Here is an 18,418-nt window from a genome sequence, read left to right on the forward strand (position 1 = left end):
GCGGCGGTCGGGATCGTCTGCCTTCTCAAAAATCGTTCGTTTCCGCGTTTTCGTGCGCTTGCTCTGCGTCAATTCGGATCCGCAGGCCAGGTGATAGGCTGGCGTCGGATTGTGGTGCCTACGCGCCGTCTCGCACGCAAACTGGACAAAGCGTCGGCCACTCGCCGGACGCAGAAAAAGGAAGGGATATGTCAGCAACGCCGGGCAGCGATCTGCCCATGGATCTAAAGCTTGCGGATGGCATGCCGCGTCGCAGCGGCCGGTGGTTCCACAAACGATATTTGCTCGTCCTGCTGATACCGGTCTTCATGTTCTTGGGCGGCGTCCTGGGTATGTATTTCCAGCCCGTACCCCTCCAGAAATTCTATGAGATTACCGGGCTGACGCCGGGTGCGGGATCAGCCTCGCCAATCGCGCTGCCTCCCAATATCGAGTTGCCGGCGCAGTTGGCCGAAACGATGCTGCCGTCCGACGTCGTGGGGCTCGCCCGCGTGATACCGCGCGGTGACGTCTCGATCGTTGCAGCGCCTTACGGGGCCGGAGATGCCAGGCTTTCCGAACTGCTCGTCGGTGTCGGCGATTGGGTCGACCGGGGCACGCCACTGGCGCGCCTGGACAACCGCGACGCACTCGAAAGCGCCGTTCTTCTCGCTGAGGCAAATCTGGCGGTACGTCAGGCTGCACTGCTTCAGACCCGCAGCACCGTCTTGTCGAGCCGCGACGAGGCGCAGGCGACGCTCGACCAGGCTCGCTCAAATCTGCGTGAAGCCGAAGCCAATCTCGATCGCACCGGGAAGCTTGCCGGTAGCGGGGTTGCGACCGGCGCTACGCTCGATACGGCGCGCGCGGCCGTCCAGGGTGCCGCGCTCAGCGTGACGCGTGCCGAGGCAACGCTCGCCCGTTTTTCCTCGGTTCACCCCGACGAGCAGCCGGACGTGGTTGTCGCCGGCCGCAACGTTGCTGCCGCCGAGGCCGATCTTGCCCGGGTGAAGCTCGACACGCAGCGGGCGCTCGTTGTCGCGCCTATTGCAGGAACGATCCTCGATATTCACGCGACGCCGGGGCAGCGACCACCGACGGAAGGGATCATGGAGATGGGTGACACCAGCCAAATGATGGCGGAGGTCGAGATCTATCAGGACCGGATTGCCAGCGTTCGAGCCGGCCAGCCGGTGGAACTGGTCGCCAGCGCGCTGGGGCGGACATTGCTGGGAACGGTGGAAAGCATCGGCCTGACTGTTGGCCGACAGGGCCTCATCTCCGACGATGCCGCCGCGAACACCGATGCGAGGGTCATTCGCATCCTCGTGGCTCTTGACGCCTCGTCGACGAAGCTGGCTTCGGGCTATACCAACCTGGAGGCTATTGCCCGCATCGACACGTCAGCGGCGACACGGGCCGCACGATGAGCCGCCTGCTGCAACGGCTCTTTGGGCGGCTCCCTATCGGCTGGTTGCAGCTGACCCATAATCGCACCCGCTTCGCGGCTGCGATCGCGGGTGTCGCCTTCGCCAACGTACTGGTCTTCGTCCAGCTCGGCATAATGAACTCGATGGCCGTTGCGACGCTCAGACCGTATGAGTTTTTTCGGGCCGACATCATCATTTCGGCGGCCGACGCCAATGCGATCGCGGACGGGGGGAACGTTGCTCGCCAGTGGATGCTGCAGGCGCTGGCAAATCCGGACGTCATCGCAGGCATGGGCCTCTTTGTCGCCAATGTGCCCTGGGACCGCGGACAGACGGACATCAGCCTCACAACATTCGGGATAGATCCGTTCAAGCAGGACTTCATCTCGCCCAAGATTGCGGCCGACCTGAACCTGCTGCAGGTGAACGACGCGGCGATCCTGGACAGGCTCGCGCGCGGAATTACGCGAGACGAAGCTGTCGCCATCCGGCCGCAGACGCCGCTCTCCTTCGAGACTGACGGCCGCACCATCAAGGCCTACAACACGTTTTCCGGCGGTGGAGGGTTCGGCGGCGACGGCTACATGCTGGTCTCCGACCAGACCTTCCTGTCGCTGTTTCCCGCGCGAAGCTCGGCCGCGCCCGATCACATCCTCCTGCGCACGAGACCCGGCACGTCAGTGGACGAAGTGTCGGAACAGCTGCGCGGCCAGATCTCGGATTCCTCGCTGCGCATCCGCAGCTACGCAGACGCGATGGCCGAGGATTTGCGGTACCAGCAGACGCGACGTCCAACCGGCGTGATATTCGGGTTCGGCGTCTTTATCGGCATACTGGTTGGCCTGATCATCATCTATCAGGTACTCTCCACCGATGTGGCGGACCACTTGCGGGAATACGCGACCTTCAAGGCCATGGGATATGGCTCGCGGTTCTTTCTGGGCATCGTATTCGAGGAAGCGTTGATCCTCGGTGTCTTCGGCTTCATCCCGGGCCTGATCGTCGGCACGACAATTCTGACTGTAATGGCAAAGGTGACGACGCTGCCGCTATCGATGACGCTCGTTATGGCGGCTTCTGTCTTCGTCGGAACGATCGCAGTTTCGTCCCTGTCGGGCGCGATCGCCACCAGACGCGTCGCAGCCGCAGATCCGGCGGACCTCTTCTGATCATGGAAACGCCAGATCGCGACGTCATCGAAGTCCGTGGGCTCAACCACTGGTTCGGCATAGGCGATGCCCGCAAGCAGGCGCTCTACGATCTCAATTTCGCGATCGAGGCTGGAAGCTTCACCGTGCTCATGGGGCCATCCGGCTCCGGCAAGACGACGGTGCTTACCCTGCTCGGTTGTCTTCGCGGCGTGCAGGACGGATCTGTGCGCCTGCTCGGGGAGCAACTGAACGGTGCCCGTGAAACCACGCTGATGACGCTGAGACGGCGCCTCGGCTTCATTTTCCAAGCGCACAATCTGCATGAGAGCCTGACGGCCTTGCAGAACGTGATCATGGGCGTTCAGGTTCATGGTGATGTTTCGGATGAACTCGCACACAAGGCAGCGGTCCATGTCCTTGAACTCGTGGGCCTGTCCGATCGAATCAACTATCTGCCCGCCAACCTCTCGGGCGGACAGAAGCAACGCGTGGCCGTTGCCCGCGCACTCGTTGGCAACCCGGCACTCGTGCTGGCTGACGAGCCCACCGCCGCGCTCGACGCCGACAGTGCATCCGAAGTCGTGGATCTCCTCAAGCGCCTCGGCCGCAGCCGCGGCACGACCACTCTCCTTGTCACCCACGACAGCCGGATACTCGAACGCGCAGACCGTATCCTTGTGCTGGAGGATGGTCGAGTTGTCTCTGATACGGCACCACGAACAGCGCAGAAACGACACCACCCCTGACGCTTTTGGCGCCCTGCGCGGTCCTCTCATGAACTTGAAAAGACAAGTTTCAGTATCCGATCGCGGGCAGCTGAACGACCGCAACGGGGCGCATTGCCGCCGAAGCTCGTCGGCCGATGAGAAGCCGCTTTGTGATGTGGTTGTTTCGGCGGCATCCGGCCGCCGCAGGCCTGAATGGCAGAGTGATCTCAGCTGGACAAGCCTAGCCCTGCCATCCTTCTGCGCCGGCCTTGTCGCGGAGGTCGAACATCCACAGGCCGCCATCGTCGACATGAGGCCGATGATAAGGACGGTCGGCCGGGATGGGCTCGAGCTGCACGCCGGTTTCGTCGGCGAGGTAACCGACGGCCTGGTCGCGGCGGTGCGGGTCGAGAGGAGGTCGCGCCGGGCGCTGCGCCGGGCCGGGTCGTTCATCTTCAGATGATAGAGGTTGAGCCCGCTGCGTTATTCGCGGAAGCCGGCGTTCTTTGGATACCAGAGATCATGCAGTCCGGTGTCGATGCGTTCGGCCGGGTCGAAGGTCCGGAACAGGCAATGGCGGATCTTGGCGCCAAAGAGCGAGGTGACTGCAGCCCCTATCTTGCTCTTCGAGCGATGATGTCATCGGTATTCGCCAGAAGCTTGCGGACCGCGTTGCGCGCGGCATTCGGCTTCTGCAGTCGAATGCACTTCTCGATGTTCTCGTGCAGTTTCTGCGCGCGCAGCAGGCTGCTGTCCTCGCGGGTCACGTGAACGAACAGGTGGTTCAAGGCAGATTCGATCAGGACACCGAGCGGCACCAGAAGGTCGTTGCCCGATGCGCGCAGGATTGCCACGTGAAAGCGTGTGTCGGCCTGTGTCCGGTGCTGCAGCGAGGCGGCATTGCCCATGTCGTGAAGCGCCTGGCTGATCTCCGCCATCTGCGCTTCGGTCCGGCGCTCGGCGGCCAGTGCCGTCGCTTCCGGCTCGATGATGTGGCGGAACTCCTGCACCGTCCTGAGAAAGCCTTCGCGGTCGGGCGAGGCGGCGTACCAGCTCAGGACGTCGCGGTCGAGCAGGTTCCAGTGCTCCTTGGGCTCCACCCAGCTGCCGATCTTGGGGCGGGAGGCCAGCAGGCTCTTGGCCATCAGCATCTTGATCGCTTCGCGCACCGCGGAACGACTGACATCGAAGATTTCGGTCCACTTGGCCTCGTTGGGCAGGATCGTTCCGGGGGGATAGTCGCCGCGCACGATCCTGAGGCCGATCTCGCTGGCAAGGGAGGTGTGGACGCTTGCGCCCGAAATACGCGTGGCGTCGGTTCGGCGGCTCGCCAGCGGCTTGTCGGCGATGAGTGCGTCTGTCGGCTTCGAGGCCATTGGTCTTCCTGTTGTCGTCTTCCTGTTGTCGTCTGGCCGATGCTTGAATTTCGGGCCGCCTTCGCAACAGAGTGGTGCGCCATCCCAAGTGTCAAGCGTCGCTTCCCGGCGCCGGCCAATCAGTTTTGCGAGACGTATTTTCGCCAGCTGTGCTGGCTGCGGAAACCCAGGACCTCCTTGGCCTTGCGATTGGACAGCAGCGTTTCGAATTCGCCGAGTTCATGCTTCAACGGCACGCCGGGATAGAACCGCTCGAGCAGCTCTTGTGTCGGCAGGTCGGACGAGGTGTCGTCATTGGCCGCGTTGAATACCTGATAGCCCAGGCCGTCGGTCTTGACCGCGAGGTCGGTGATCTGACCCAGGTCACGCGCGTCGATGTAGCTCCAGGCGATGCGCTTGCGGAAACCCGGATCGGCAAACCACTTCGGAAACAGCTCGTATTCGTGCGGCTCGATGACGTTGCCGATCCGCAAGGCATAGATGTCGAAGCCGCTGCGCAGCGCAAAGGCCCGTGCCGTCTTTTCATTGACGACCTTGGAGAGGGCATAACTGTCCATCGGGTCGACGTCATAGTCCTCATCGAGCGGAAAATAGTGCGGGTTTCGCGGCTCATTGGCGAAGACAAGACCATAGGTCGTCTCGCTTGAGGCGATGATGATCTTGCGGATGCCGAGTTTCACCGCCGCCTCGATGACGTTGTAGGTGCCGAGCGCGTTGATGCGGAACAGCTCGTTGTCAGGTGTGAGCATGATCCGGGGGATGGCGGCGAAATGCACGACGGCATCGACCGGCTGCGGCCGCAGCGACGGGTCGAATTCGTGCAGCCCCATGTAGCTGGTCAGCGCGTTGAAGAGCTGGCCGCTGTCGGTGATGTCGGTGATCAGCGTCCGGACCTTTGGATTGTCGAGCGGCCTGGCGTCGAGATTGAGAAGCTGGTGCCCCTGGTCGACAAGGTACTGGACGACGTGGCGGCCGGCCTTGCCGCTGCCGCCGGTAAAGATGATCCGCTTCGACATTTTGTCCTCCACATTCTGCCAGATCATTGGATATTGTCAGACAATATCATCGGTGACGACTGCGCCGAATTCAACCTGCGACCGGAGGGCACGGAAGATGGCAAACAGCACCAGATCGACCGAGCAGATCGGTTTCATCGGCCTTGGCCTGATGGGGCATGGCATTGCCAGGAACATCGTCGACAAGGGCTATCCGCTGACCTTCCTCGGCCGCAGGAACCGCGGCCCGGCCGAAGACATGATCGCCCGCGGCGCCGTCGAGGTCCCCACTGCTGCGGAGGTGGCCGCCCGCTCGAGCGTCATTTTTATCTGCGTCACCGGTTCGCGGCAGGTCGAAGACGTCGTTCGCGGCGCAGGCGGGTTGAAGCAGGCGCTGAAGCCGGGCTCGGTGGTTGTCGATTGTTCGACGTCCGACCCGGTGTCGACGATGGCGCTGGCGGCCGAGCTTGCCGCCGTCGACGTGACCTTGGTCGACGCGCCGTTGAGCCGCACGCCAAAGGAGGCGTGGGAGGGCACCCTGGACACCATGGTCGGCGCTTCCGATACGATGTTTGCCAGGCTGAAACCGGTGTTCGACACCTGGGCCGGGCGTGCCGTCCATGTCGGCCAAACCGGCGACGGCCACCGGATGAAGCTGTTGAACAATTTTCTGTCGCTCGGCTATGCAGCACTTTATTCCGAAGCCCTGGCCCTGGCCGGCAAGGTCGGCATCTCGCCCGCCCGCTTCGACAGCGTCATCCGCAACGGCCGCATGGACTGCGGTTTCTATCAGACCTTCATGCGCTGGACCCTCGAAGGGGATCGCGACGCCCACAAGTTTACGCTGGCCAATGCGGTCAAGGACCTGACCTATCTCGAATCGATGGCCGATTCCGTCGGCATGGTGAACCCGCTGGGAAATGCCGCCAAGAACGCGTTTGCCGGCGCCGTCGCCGCCGGTGGGGGCGAACGCTACGTGCCGATGCTGGCGACACATATCGGGCAAATCAACGGCGTCGACCTGGCGCCGCCGGAAAAGAGCTGAGTGAACCCGTCGCGGAACAGGCGTCTACCGTCCCGAGCGGGCGATCACGTCGTCGGTGTCGGCCAGCAGCCTGTGCACGGCGTTGCGCGCCGCCCTGGGGCGCCGCAGCCGGATGTTCGTCTCGATCGCTTCATGCAGGCTCTGGGCGCGTTCGTCCTGGATCTCCTGCGTCACGAAGGTGAAGAGGTGATGGAGCGCGGATTCGATCAGCACGCCCAGCGGCACCAGAAGGTCGTTGCCGGATGCACGCAGTATGGCAAGGTGGAAGCGCGTGTCTGCCTGGGTGCGTTCCTGCAATGATGTCGCCTGGCCCATGTCGCGACAGCTCTGGCTGATCTCGCCCATCTGCGCTTCGCTGTGGCGTTCCGCGGCAAAGGCGGCGGCTTCCGGCTCGATGATGTGGCGGAACTCCTGCACTGTGCGCAGAAAAGCTTCACGATCGGGCGAGGCCGCATACCAGCTCAGCACGTCACGATCGAGCAGGTTCCAGCGATCCTTCGGTTCGACCCAGCTGCCGACCTTGGGGCGCGATGCCAAAAGGCTCTTGGCCATCAGCATCTTGATCGCCTCGCGCACGGCCGAGCGGCTGACATCGAAGGTTTCGGACCACTTCGCCTCGTTCGGCAGGATGGTGCCCGGCGGATAGTCGCCGCGCACGATCCGGAGGCCGATCTCGCTGGCGAGCCAGGCGTGTACGCTCGATCCGCTCATGCGCGCGGCGTTGGGGCGACGCATTGCCGGCGGGCGGCCGGCGACCGTTTCCTCAGGCCTTTTGGACGTTCCGTCTGCCATCGACCGAGTTGATCTCTGCTGGATCAATTCCGTTCTGATTGGTGCAGCAAAAGCCGGCTCGGGCCGGCGGGACCGTCCGCGCGCGACATCAACCGCACAGGCTTGTCGGAGCGCCGGCGAGCCGGGCGCTCCGAACTGCACCTACTTCTGGCCTGCACCTATTTCTGGATACAGGTATCGACCGTGTCCTTGGTGCACTCGTCGAGACCGGTGAAGACCGGATCGTCGACCGTCTTGCCTTCGATCAGATCGATCATGACAGTCGGTGCTTTGTAGCCCATTTCGAACGGCCGCTGGCCGACCAGGGCAGTGACAAGGCCCTCCCTGGCGATCGCCACCTCGTCGCCGATCGTGTCGGCAGCGCCGATGACGAACTCGTTCTTGGCGATCTTGTCGGCCATCGGCTTGAACAGGTCGCGATAGGGCTGCGGGGCGCCGAACAGAGGCCAGCCGCCCATGATGCCGAAGGCATCGAGGTCGGGATTGGCCGCAAGGATGTCGGTCATCGCCTGGACGCCCTTGGCGCCGTCGTCATTGGTGAAGACAGGGCAGCCGGCAACCTCGGTCCAGCCGCCTTCACCCTTGAGTTCAGTCAGGCCCTTCTGGCCGGTCAGCGTGTCGCGCATGCCCTGGGCGCGGCGCAGGATGTTGTCGGCGCCCGGATTGCCTTCGATGGTGCAGATCTTGCCGCCACTGGGCTTGGCTTTCTTGATGTATTCGCCGATGCGCGCGCCCATCAGGTAGTTGTCGGTGCCGAGATAGGTCTTGCGCAGTGCCGCGTCCTCGGCGGCGAGATCCGCGTCCAGCGTCATGACCGGAACAGTCGGGTTGGCGGTCTTGATGGTCTGGGCGATCAGCTTGGCGTTCGACGGCGAAATGGCGATGGCGGCGGTGTCGGCCTTGCCCAGCATGTCCTGGACGATCTGCGCTTCGCCAGCCTCATCCGACGTCGATGCCGGCCCGGTGTAGAAGCATTCATATTCCGAGCTGGCGTTTTCCTTGTTCCACTTCTGGCAACCCTGGTTGATGGCTTCGAAGAACGGGTTGTCGAGGCCTTTGACGACGATGACGAGCTGCTTCTTGGCGAGCGCGTTTCCAGCGCTGAGTGCCAGGACAGCGGTAGCGAGCAATAATGCCTTCCTCATTGTTTCCTCCCATTTGAACAAACGGGCACGGCGTGCCCGCGACGAAATCAACCCGGATACCAGACGGTGCGAGGATCGTTTTCCGAACGCTCGTACCGCCAGGCCGAGTCGATGAGCATTTCGAGGTCGTATCGGGGTTGCCAGCCAAGCAGGGACCTGGCCTTGGCATTGTCCATCCAGTTCGAGTGGTACTGGCTCGCTATGTCGATCGAGGCGAGGTGACGGGTGCGGGCGAGGTGGCGGGCGACCTCGCCATAATCGACCGGACGATCCATGCAGACGTTGAAGAGTTGCTGCCTGGCGCGCGGATTGTCGATCGCCGCAAGGATCGCCGACACCAGGTCGTCGACATGGACGAAGTTGCGTTTCAGCGGCTGCCCGTCGGCATCACGCAGCAGCGGCACGGTGCCCGCCCTGGCATGGCGCCTGGCGTCTGCCTCCGGCACCAGTGTCTTCCAGTCCGGGCCGCCAAAGACGTCGTCACCGAAAGACAGCGTGTATCGGAAGTCGTCCTTCTCCATGATCCACGGCGCGCGCAGGCAGCACCAGTTAAGGCCATATTGGATGCCGAACTGCTCCAGCATGACCTCTTCGAGAACCTTCGACAGCGCATAGCTGCCGGGATAGGCCCGATGCCGTGCCGCTTCGGTGAGGGGCGCATCGTTGCGGTAGTGGAAATGACCGATCGCCGCGTCGCCGCCGATGAGGATGAACTGTCGGGCGGTTGGACTGAGCCGAAACGCCTCGAGCAGCCAGAACAGGCCCTTGACGGCGACGTCCATCACGTCAGCTGGCGTTTCCTTGCATGTGGCGAGGTGCACGACGTGGGTGACGCCGGCAAGCGCGTTGGCAACGACGTCGCGATCGGCGATCGAGCCGCGGGCGATCTCGATGCGGTCGCCTTCATCGACGGAGCGGTTGTGACAAAGCGCGCGGATGCGGGTCTCGGAAAATCGCGGATCGTCAAGCAGCCCAGCGATGAAGTGCCGCCCGACCTTGCCCGTTGCACCGGTAACAAGGATCAGCATGCTCTTCCTCCGATGCCCAGCTAATATCCTGGCGCCGTCGTCGTCAATGCTATTTGTCCGACAAAACAGATTTTTGAGACATTTGTGCCGAACCCACCCGACAATTGATTGACGCTGTCGAGGCGTTTTGCATAAATGCGGGTCTTCGCGTTTCCCGGGAGGAGATCGGGGAACGTGAATGCGCAGTGCCCGAGCGTGACGCGTGCGGGACGGCTTGCGAGGCTTGCATGTTTCGGGAGGCTAGAGGCTGGTGGCAGTTCTCGAACTCGCCAACATTTCCAAGCATTTCGGCGCTATCCAGGCGGTCAGCGACGTGTCGTTCTCGCTCGAGGCGGGACAGGTCGTCGGCCTGATGGGCGACAACGGCGCCGGCAAGTCGACCCTGGTCAAGATGATCGCCGGCAACTTTCGGCCGAGCCATGGCAGCATGCGGCTGGAGGGGGCCGAGCTGGTCATGCATCGCCCGGTGGAAGCGCGGCAGCATGGCATCGAGATCGTCCACCAGGACCTCGCGCTGTGCAACAATCTGACGGCGGCGGCGAACGTCTTCCTTGGCCGCGAGCTGCGCCGCGGTTTTGGACCGTTGCGCGTCCTCGACTACAAGGCGATGTACAAGCGGGCCGGCGAGATCTTCAGGGACCTGAAGTCCGAGACGCGGCCGCGCGACCTCGTCCGGCAGATGTCGGGTGGGCAGCGGCAGGCGGTGGCCATTGCCCGCACCATGCTTTCCGAGGCCAAGATCGTGTTGATGGACGAGCCGACGGCGGCGATCTCGGTCCGTCAGGTGGCGGAAGTCCTCAACCTGATCCGCCAGCTGCGCGATCGCGGCATTGCCGTCGTGCTGATCAGCCACCGCATGCCTGATGTCTTTACGGTGGCTGACAGGGTCATCGTCATGCGGCGTGGCCACAAGGTTGCCGACAAGCCGATTGCCTTGAGTTCGCCGGAGGAAGTGACGGGGCTTATTACCGGTGCCATCGAACAGGTATGATCAACCCTGCCGGTCGCGCAGTGACGAAACGAAGGTCGATGATGGCTGTTACCCTTGACCAGAGCATTTCACAGAAACAGCAGAGCTGGATGGCGCAGGTTCTCGGCAGCCAGACCTTCTGGGTCCTCATTGCCGTCATTCTGGCCTGCATCTTCCTGTCCTTCGCCACCGATTCATTCGCGACGACGAAAAACCTCTACAACATCACCCGCAACGTCACCTTCGTCGCGATCATCGCGCTCGGCATGACGCTGGTCATCATCACCGGCGGCATCGATCTGTCGGTCGGTTCGGTGCTGTGCCTGTGCAGCATGGTGCTGGCGGTGGTCATGCATGCCGGATACGGCATCGAGGTCGGCATTGCGGCGGCCATCGGCACCGCGCTGGTGATCGGGGCGTTCAACGGCATCTTGATCGCCTATCTCGACTTTCCGCCATTCGTGGTCACGCTCGGCATGCTGTCGATCGCCCGCAGCCTGGCCATGGTCGCATCCAACAACACCGTCGTCTTCCAGTTTGGCCCCGACCACGACAAGCTGCTGGCGCTGGGCGGCGGCGCCTGGTTCTTCGGCATCGCCAATCCGGTGCTGTACATGATCGTTCTGGCGCTGCTCACCGGTTTTGTGCTGCGCTGGACGCGATTTGGCCGCTACGTCTTTGCCATCGGCGGCAATGAGCACGCAGCGACGCTGACCGGCGTTCCGGTACGCAAGATCAAGGTCGCCGTCTACATGATCTCGGCGCTGTCGGCCGGCATCGCCGGCATCATCCAGACCGGCTGGCTCGGTGCCGTCACCACCAATATCGGCGCAGGCATGGAACTTCAGGTGATCGCGGCCGCCGTCATCGGCGGCGCCAACCTGGCCGGCGGGGTCGGCACTGCCTTCGGCGCGATCATCGGCGCGGCGCTGATCGAGGTGATCCGCAACAGCCTTGGCCTGCTGGGCATCAACGCCTTCTGGCAAGGCACATTCATCGGCAGCGCCATCGTGCTTGCCGTGCTGTTCGACAGGATCCGCAATTTCCGACTGAGCGAATAGTGGTTCTGCGGGGCGGCGATCCTCGACGGCCGAACCGAAAAATTCCGTCCCGTTGCCTGTGCGCGCAACCGGCTTGACGCGAGCGGAAAGCCGACCAACGCAGCCGCCAACCGGCATGCCAGCGGCGTTGCGAGCGGGGAGACGCCGGAGTAAACTTACACCCGATGGACCAGAAGCGATGCGGGAGCATTGTGGAAGGAGGTCCGGCATGGAAGCGCCCTCGAACGACAACCCACAAAAACCGCCGGCGGCGGAGGCTGGCGTCATTCTCAAAGACCCTGTCCACGAGCTGACCGTCCATGCCGACGTTCTCGCCTTGTTAGCCGATCCGGCAACCACGCGGCTTTGCCTGGATATCGCCGAAGACGCAGCGTGTGCCGTCGGCGGCACCATGGCCGCCGCCCATGTCGGCGCCGATCCTGAAAGGATGATCGCGGCCGCCGAGGAGATCGACCTGCAGATGCTGCGTGACCTCGACGAAGGCTCGCCGGCGCAGCGGGTCACTTCCGCATTCGAAGACTGGAAGCGAGGCAAGCCGGGTCGAGACCGTCTTCGTCTTGATGATTGCCGCGGCGACCTTAATCGCTGCGTGACGAGCGAATGCCATGAGACGGCACTCGCCGTCGCCCCCTGCCATGGCAACATAGATGCCCGCGATGCGTTTCACGACCTTCTGTTCAACGAACACAAGCTCGTCCTGGCGCCGCCGCCCGGCCAATATGCCGGTGATCTGATGGGTCACATCGTGGTTGGCTGGAAGCAGCATGATCATGCCCAGCGCGCCGTCGTCGCAGCGAGACGCTGGCTGGCGGCAGCCGATCACATCACCGTTCTATGCATCAACGACAAAACCGACGGACGTAATCAGTTCACGGCGCGGGAACTGCTCAAGCAGCTCGAGCTGGACGGCGACGTTGTCACGACCAGCTCAGGCAACTGCTCCGTCGGCGAAACGATCCTCGATTTCGCGAAAACCGCGAAGGCCACCTGCCTGCTGATCGGCGCCTTCAAGCATGGATATTTCCTGGAGCTGCTGCTCGGTCGCGTCACCCACTACCTGTTGTCGCATAGCACGCTGCCGATGATGATGAAGCATTAGAGCGCCGGGCGGGGTCGTGGCCACCGCGGACTGGGCATCATCGGAAAGCGGGCGATCGTCCTTCCCATGGCACATGAATCCAGCTCAAGCGGAGTTTAGAGGTTTTTCAGACCTTCAATATTTCTCCGGCACCCAAACGCCAGAGGAAACGAGGTGCGAACAAACACCCTTTTCCGGAATGTTGTGAGCGCTTGCCTGCTCCTTTCCAGCACAGCTTTTGCCGCTGTCGCCTTGAACGGTCGCGATGGAATGTCATGGACACTCTTTCTGCGGTCGGCGCATAGGGCAACCACGCCACATATATAGCGCCTGAGGAACTCGAATAATAGAATCTCTAAACTGAATAATCTTATGTATTGCAAGAATAAATATGATTGTTTTTGATTTCGTGAGACTGTTTTCCAAATTATAAGATCATAATATGAAATTGATGATTAAATTAAGGTGGGTGAGTATTTATATTATTTCGGGAGATTTCAGATTTTTCCTTGAAAAAATCTCTGGAATGGCGTATATATAAAACTCGTAGATTTTGCCGACTTGGCCTTTCGCGGTGTCAAAGACCTTCGACCCGCCATCACCGCCGAATTCTCGAAAGCGAATGCAGGGCACCGATCCGGGGCTTATCTTGCCTGGTTCGGAGCTTGGAGTGATCTCTGACGTTGACCGTGAATGTGGCGTCAGAGCGTTGCGGGACGTATCCCGCGCAATCCTGCGGAGAACGCAGCCGTGACCAGCCGAACCATAGAAACCGTCGTCCACTTCGCATCCGCATTTTCATTCGCGGGCATCGCCGGACAGCAACCGGCGGGAGCCTACCGTGTCGATCGAGACGAAGAACTGATCGAAAGCGTCTCCCGAGTGGCCTGGCTGCGAACCAAGACATTCTTCCATCTGCCGGCGATCGACACGCCGGGGCCTAAACAACAGATGATGCCGATCAATCCGGCAGACCTCGAAGCCGCACTGGAAAGGGACCGGCAATCATGACTGCGACCTTCCTCATGCGAGGCAAGCATCCTGCCCGGCGCGACCCGACGATCCATCGTTTTTCGATAGGGCAGACCGTACGGTTGAAGCGAAGCTTCGGCACGCAGGCATACCGCATTACGGGCACGTTGCCCGCGAGAGAAGACTCGCCTCAGTACCGCATCCGCAACGAACGAGAACTTCATGAGCGCGTGACGTCCGAAGACAATATCGAACTGCTCGGCGCGCCACTGGGGCAGGACGACGCAAGTCTCATCGAAAGGGCATTCGGCCATGGCTAAGGGACAAAAGCGCAGCAGTCGCGAGATTCGAAAGCCCAAGCAGGCCCAGGTGAAAACACCTCCGATGCGTGAAGTCACGTTCGGCAGCCAGATAAAGCTCGCCAGAAAGGTGACCGCGGGCGGCAGATGAAGATCGTGATCGAATTCTATCGCACCCGCGGCAAGGACGACGCCCATGCGGTCGTGGGCCGCGAGACAGATGAAGTCGCCGACGTCGAGGGGGCGATAGAGCTTGCACTGCGCCTGTCGCAAACCCTCGACCTGCCGCAGCGGCCGGACGGCATCACGATTACCGACGCGGATGGCAGGGTTCTCTATTCCGGGGACGTAGATGCCGACGCACTCTCTGAAGGAAGGTCACGACCATGACGGACCGCAGCACCGAAAGCCAACCCAGACGCGATGCCGCCGCGATCGACATCTGGGACAATGAAGGCGGGGCGCCTTACTCCATCGAACATCAAGTTGGCCGCCGCATCGAAGCGGATCGCTCCTGGACCGTCTATCATGTCTTCACGGGCATCCCGGTCAATATCGACGGCCAGGCGATGACGGGGCTGACCCGGTCTCGTGCGACGAGCGGGATGATTTTTCTCAATCTTCGCAATACAGGCCGCCACAGGGGACGGAGCGGGCCGGAAGCGTTTGGGCTGAGCGCAACAGGAGGCAACACGTGACGCTTGCATTTCTCAATCCGAGCCGCAGCTTCGACCAAGCAAAAAATGCCGTCCGCTTCATCGGTCACGACGGCATGTTCGAAGTGCGCTTCTTCGTCGAAGCCGGCGCATTGGCGAGAGCAGGGGCCTGTGCAAGCGGGACACAGCTGTCCGAGTCAGAATGCCTGACCGCGTTCGACGTAGCGCGCAAGTCAATCTACGATGTCGCGCGCGAAGCCTATTCCCATGGTCGCCGCACCTACTACACGCTGACTGCCGTCGATTTCCGGTGAGACAGCCAATGCCCCGGGGACCGATCGTGCCTGCGCACGATCCTGTCCCAGGCGTTCACGCCGTTGGCTGCCGATTGGGTCGCAACCCGAAAAGTCGATGCAGCCAATATGAGCAACTCAAAATCTGGTCTGGAGTTTCGTCATCAACAGCTTCCCACAAGACGCGCGAGCCGCGAGCCGCACTCTGCTGAACACATGCAAGAAGGCAGCTCGTCCGTTCGCTATGCTCGAGGTCTTTGGAGCGGCCAGGCGAATGTTCCCTCTCGATACATCAGGCATGAGGCTCGCATACGCCACCGCAAGTGAAGCATCGAAGGCTGGGCCCAGCGTCAATTCTGATGATGCCGCAAAGGTGATGGATATCGAAAAATCGGACGATGAGGGCGCCGCCGTGAGAGGACCAAGAACCGAAACCCAGCGACGGAGCGAAAACGACACGAGCGGCATCAGGCGCAGGGCAAGAGAAACGCACACGCGACATCAGCTGGTCTAGGCTATTGTGCCCATCGTGCCCGACGACCAGCGACGTTGAGCGCTCTGTCCGTTGAATCTGGCCAGAAGGAAGTGGACGATGACGCGGATCGGGCATGGCTCGGACCGCTCGCTACGTCCGCTCTCGAGACGCCAGCGACTTGCTCAATATTTCCATGGCCGGCAAGTTTCAGTCGACGCTCCCAGGCAATGGTCCGCGATATCGGAACCGAGATTCCAACGAACAGCATGTGCACATCCTCAATGAGGGAGATCGACGTGAAATATCGTGAGCTTCAAGAGTACCTTCGACCGCTTGGTATAGTCATGAGCAAGAGAGGGACGACAATCCGGTTAAACAGTTTTGGCGGCCTCGAGAACACTGCGCGCTACTCCGAGACATTGGAAGGCGCGCTCGCCATAGCAGGAGATATGGCGAAACCTAGACGCAATATACTATCGTGATGGGTTTCTGGCTTGTTTTGTGTTAAAGTATGACTGACCCATTGCGGGCGCCATGCCTGCATTTCCGTTGATCGGAAAAACCATGAGATCACCTATGCTCTCGATAGCGGTGCTTTACGGCGCCGCCATCGGCGCTCTGGCTACAGCAACCATCGGCTTCACCGTTGGCGGATGGGTTACCCAAAGCACGGCCCTCTTGATGGCCGAGGCCTCATCGCAAATGGCTGTGGCGTCTGTGCTGACGCCGTATTGCCTGGAACGCTCAAGATCCGACCCGCTTTCCACTCAAATCTTGTCGGAGCTGGAGACCAGCCGAGGCTTCAACCGCCGTGGGGTCATTGAACGCGCCGGCTGGGCCACTCCACTTGGGTCCGACAAACCGCTCTCCGAGGTTGCGATTGCATGTGAGACAGCGCTCGCAAAAGGGTAGCTCGGCGCTTTTCAGAGGTGGATTGAACAGAGGTCCGTGCCAAGCTCTGCCGGCTGTTCGAGCCGATCGGCGGCGTCGGCGAATGGCGCGGCGGTGCGGCATCTTGCGCCGCAATCCCGGCGTCGGGGCGGGGTGAGAGCGGCACGGCCCTGCCTGCGGGCAGGTCTTGGACGCCGCCGGCTGCCGCCTCTGCGCCCGCCGCCGCGGCGGCGCCGGCGCATCACCGCTGCCGGGCAGCGGCCCCAGCGGCCGGACCCGGCGGCAGGCGGTTGTCCTTTTTTGTCCGATCCTTGTCCGCTGCATGGCTGGCGCGGCTGGACACGAGGGCTAGGATCAAGCACATCATGGTTCACGGAGTGTCCAGAAATGACCGATACCGCCCTGCTTGTCATCGATGCCCAGGAAAGTTTCCGCCAGCGCGCCAGCTGGCACGAGGTCGACAGCCCGACCTATCTCAGGAACCAGCAGGCGCTGATCGACGGCGCGGTGAAGAAGGGCTGGAAGATCGTGCGGGTGTTCCATGCCGAGCCTGAAGGCATTTTTTCGCTCGCTTCCGGTTTCGTCAGGCCGCTGGCCGAACTCAGGCTCGACAGGCCCGACCTCGAATTCCACAAGTTCCGGCATTCCGCCTTCGTCGGCTCGCCGCTTGAAGTGTTCCTGATCGAGAACGGCATCCGCCGCCTCGTCGTCTCGGGCATCCGCAGCGAACAGTGCTGCGAGACCACCACCCGCCATGGCTCGGATCTCGGCTGGCAGGTCGACTATGTCACCGAGGCGACCCACACCATGCCACTGACCGATGCGAGCGGAAAGACCTGGACGGCGCAAGAGATCAAGGCGCGCACGGCGGCCGTGCTCGATGGACGTTTCGCCCGCGTCTGCACCATATCAGAGGCGCTGGCCTACGAATCCCTGGCCGACGAGGGCAGGGCAGCCGCAGCATGACCGAGCCGCGCCGGATTCCGACCTATGTGGTGATGCCGGCGCGGACGCTTCTGCTCGATGTCGCCGGGCCGATGGAGGCCCTGCGTTATGCCAATCTGCTGCAAAAGGACGTCAGGTTCGACGTCGCCTATGTCGGCGCCTTGCCCGAGGTGACGAGCTCGATAGGCTTGCGCATTTCAGGCATCTCGCCGCTGCCCGAGACCATCGAGCCGGACGCCATGATCGTGGTGTCGGGCGACACTGACGAGCCGATGGATACGGGCCAGCCGGTCGAGGCGGCCGGTCAGGATTCGGACGAGCTGGTCCGCTGGCTGAGGCGCAGCATAAGGCCCGGCATGCTTTTGGTGTCGATCTGCTCGGGCGCGCTTCTGGCCGGCAGGGCCGGGCTGCTCGACGGCGTCAGATGCACCACCCATTTCAGCGATTGCGACCGTCTTGCCCGCCTGGCGCCATTGGCGCGGGTGCAGGAGAACAAGCTCTATGTCGAGGATGGCGAACGTTACACCAGCGCCGGCATCACCGCCGGCATCGACCTGATGCTGCACATCATCGGCCGGCTGACCAATCCTGCCGTCTCCGCGGCGGTGGCCAAGTCGCTGGTCGTCTATATCAGGCGCCTCGGCAGCGACCCGCAGCTGTCGCCCTGGCTCGAAGGCCGAAACCACATCCACACCGCCATCCACCGGGTGCAGGACGCCATGTCTGCCGATCCGGCGCGGGACTGGTCGCTTTCGACCCTGGCCGACATCGCCATATCAAGCCCCCGCCACCTCAGCCGCCTGTTCAACGACCAGGCCGGCATGAGCATTCCGGATTATCTCAACCGGCTGCGCGTGGCTCTCGCCCAGCAGCTTCTGAGCGAGACGCGGCTCGACATCGAGCGGGTGGCGGAGCGCGTCGGCTACAGCTCGAGCCGGCAGTTGCGCCGCGCCTGGGGCCGCTTCAACGCCACCCCGCCAAGCGCCTTTCGCCGCGGCGGGGCAGGCCAGCCGCAGCAGCTGCCCACGAGCTGAAACGCCTGGGCAGATCGGCGCCAGGCTGGGATCGGCAGATGTCGAAGCGCTCAGCCATGCACCCGTGCCTTTGTTTCGCGGGGCTCAGAAGCTCTG

General features: G+C 62.3%; 19 protein-coding genes and 1 pseudogene. 15 read left to right on the forward strand and 5 right to left on the reverse strand.

All coding sequences use genetic code 11. The features are described 5' to 3' along the window. Window positions 1–188: 188 nt before the first annotated feature. The 4 genes from Amn_RS10685 to Amn_RS10700 all read left to right on the forward strand — a co-directional run bounded on the left by Amn_RS10685 (window position 189) and on the right by Amn_RS10700 (window position 3,730). Complete coding sequence (locus Amn_RS10685) at window positions 189–1,409, forward strand: HlyD family efflux transporter periplasmic adaptor subunit (protein ID WP_169808343.1); 1,221 nt, start codon at window positions 189–191, stop codon at window positions 1,407–1,409. Beyond that, the gene (locus tag Amn_RS10690; protein ID WP_154387341.1) at window positions 1,406–2,578 is read left to right on the forward strand and encodes an FtsX-like permease family protein; all 1,173 of its coding nucleotides are present in this window, start codon (window positions 1,406–1,408) and stop codon (window positions 2,576–2,578) included. Before Amn_RS10685 ends, Amn_RS10690 begins: the two co-directional genes overlap by 4 nt. A 2-nt stretch (window positions 2,579–2,580) precedes the next feature. After that, a complete protein-coding gene (locus Amn_RS10695) occupies window positions 2,581–3,306 on the forward strand; it encodes an ATP-binding cassette domain-containing protein (protein WP_067963645.1) in 726 nt (241 codons plus the stop codon). A 136-nt stretch (window positions 3,307–3,442) separates the two neighbouring features. After that, window positions 3,443–3,730 (forward strand): hypothetical protein, encoded by a 288-nt coding sequence (locus Amn_RS10700; RefSeq protein WP_067963642.1) that lies wholly within the window; start codon window positions 3,443–3,445, stop codon window positions 3,728–3,730. 151 nt (window positions 3,731–3,881) lie between these two features. Here the strand turns inward: Amn_RS10700 and Amn_RS10705 are convergent, their stop codons facing one another. Both Amn_RS10705 and Amn_RS10710 read right to left on the reverse strand, forming a co-directional pair. After that, complete coding sequence (locus Amn_RS10705; protein WP_286296965.1) at window positions 3,882–4,643, reverse strand: FadR/GntR family transcriptional regulator; 762 nt, start codon at window positions 4,641–4,643, stop codon at window positions 3,882–3,884. A gap of 119 nt (window positions 4,644–4,762) precedes the next feature. Next, on the reverse strand, window positions 4,763–5,659 hold the full coding sequence (locus Amn_RS10710; protein WP_182573620.1) for an NAD-dependent epimerase/dehydratase family protein: 897 nt from the start codon (window positions 5,657–5,659) through the stop codon (window positions 4,763–4,765). Between the two features lie 97 nt (window positions 5,660–5,756). Between Amn_RS10710 and Amn_RS10715 the strand changes: the two genes are divergently transcribed. After that, entirely contained in the window at window positions 5,757–6,683 is a 927-nt protein-coding gene (locus Amn_RS10715) for an NAD(P)-dependent oxidoreductase (RefSeq protein WP_067963638.1), read from the forward strand. A gap of 24 nt (window positions 6,684–6,707) precedes the next feature. On the opposite strand, the gene Amn_RS10720 is transcribed toward Amn_RS10715, so the two are convergent. The 3 genes from Amn_RS10720 to Amn_RS10730 all read right to left on the reverse strand — a co-directional run bounded on the left by Amn_RS10720 (window position 6,708) and on the right by Amn_RS10730 (window position 9,648). Continuing rightward, a complete protein-coding gene (locus Amn_RS10720; protein WP_286296968.1) occupies window positions 6,708–7,475 on the reverse strand; it encodes a FadR/GntR family transcriptional regulator in 768 nt (255 codons plus the stop codon). A gap of 158 nt (window positions 7,476–7,633) precedes the next feature. Further along, window positions 7,634–8,620 carry a substrate-binding domain-containing protein gene (locus Amn_RS10725; protein ID WP_182573622.1) on the reverse strand — a complete coding sequence of 329 codons (987 nt, stop codon included), beginning with the start codon at window positions 8,618–8,620 and terminating at the stop codon, window positions 7,634–7,636. Window positions 8,621–8,667: 47 nt separating this feature from the next. Then, window positions 8,668–9,648 (reverse strand): NAD-dependent epimerase/dehydratase family protein, encoded by a 981-nt coding sequence (locus Amn_RS10730; RefSeq protein ID WP_067963631.1) that lies wholly within the window; start codon window positions 9,646–9,648, stop codon window positions 8,668–8,670. A 227-nt stretch (window positions 9,649–9,875) separates the two neighbouring features. Here Amn_RS10730 and Amn_RS10735 point away from each other — a divergent pair. The 10 genes and pseudogenes from Amn_RS10735 (at window position 9,876) to Amn_RS10780 (ending at window position 18,322) form a co-directional block, all read left to right on the forward strand. Beyond that, a pseudogene (locus Amn_RS10735) lies at window positions 9,876–10,639 on the forward strand (ATP-binding cassette domain-containing protein). A gap of 41 nt (window positions 10,640–10,680) precedes the next feature. After that, on the forward strand, window positions 10,681–11,679 hold the full coding sequence (locus Amn_RS10740; RefSeq protein WP_067966810.1) for an ABC transporter permease: 999 nt from the start codon (window positions 10,681–10,683) through the stop codon (window positions 11,677–11,679). Between the two features lie 115 nt (window positions 11,680–11,794). Further along, on the forward strand, window positions 11,795–12,778 hold the full coding sequence (locus tag Amn_RS10745; protein ID WP_286296983.1) for a universal stress protein: 984 nt from the start codon (window positions 11,795–11,797) through the stop codon (window positions 12,776–12,778). Window positions 12,779–13,507: 729 nt separating this feature from the next. Then, complete coding sequence (locus Amn_RS10750; RefSeq protein ID WP_263007550.1) at window positions 13,508–13,768, forward strand: hypothetical protein; 261 nt, start codon at window positions 13,508–13,510, stop codon at window positions 13,766–13,768. Beyond that, window positions 13,765–14,049, forward strand: coding sequence for a hypothetical protein (locus Amn_RS10755; protein WP_067963617.1), 285 nt, complete (start codon window positions 13,765–13,767; stop codon window positions 14,047–14,049). The genes Amn_RS10750 and Amn_RS10755 overlap by 4 nt, the downstream gene beginning before the upstream one ends. Before the next feature lie 126 nt (window positions 14,050–14,175). After that, a complete protein-coding gene (locus Amn_RS10760; protein WP_067963614.1) occupies window positions 14,176–14,418 on the forward strand; it encodes a hypothetical protein in 243 nt (80 codons plus the stop codon). Then, window positions 14,415–14,726 (forward strand): hypothetical protein, encoded by a 312-nt coding sequence (locus Amn_RS10765; RefSeq protein ID WP_154387330.1) that lies wholly within the window; start codon window positions 14,415–14,417, stop codon window positions 14,724–14,726. The genes Amn_RS10760 and Amn_RS10765 overlap by 4 nt, the downstream gene beginning before the upstream one ends. Continuing rightward, window positions 14,723–14,998, forward strand: a complete 276-nt coding sequence (locus Amn_RS10770) for a DUF1488 family protein (protein ID WP_067963609.1) — start codon at window positions 14,723–14,725, stop codon at window positions 14,996–14,998. Before Amn_RS10765 ends, Amn_RS10770 begins: the two co-directional genes overlap by 4 nt. 1,732 nt (window positions 14,999–16,730) lie before the next feature. Further along, complete coding sequence (locus Amn_RS10775) at window positions 16,731–17,309, forward strand: cysteine hydrolase family protein (protein ID WP_263007547.1); 579 nt, start codon at window positions 16,731–16,733, stop codon at window positions 17,307–17,309. Beyond that, window positions 17,306–18,322: a GlxA family transcriptional regulator gene (locus tag Amn_RS10780; RefSeq protein ID WP_286296996.1), complete on the forward strand. Its 1,017-nt coding sequence runs from the start codon at window positions 17,306–17,308 to the stop codon at window positions 18,320–18,322. Before Amn_RS10775 ends, Amn_RS10780 begins: the two co-directional genes overlap by 4 nt. The last annotated feature ends 96 nt before the right edge of the window (window positions 18,323–18,418 follow it).

Origin of the sequence: Aminobacter sp. Y103A, from assembly GCF_030294925.1 — a bacterium.
Taxonomy (GTDB): Bacteria; Pseudomonadota; Alphaproteobacteria; order Rhizobiales; family Rhizobiaceae; genus Aminobacter; species Aminobacter ciceronei.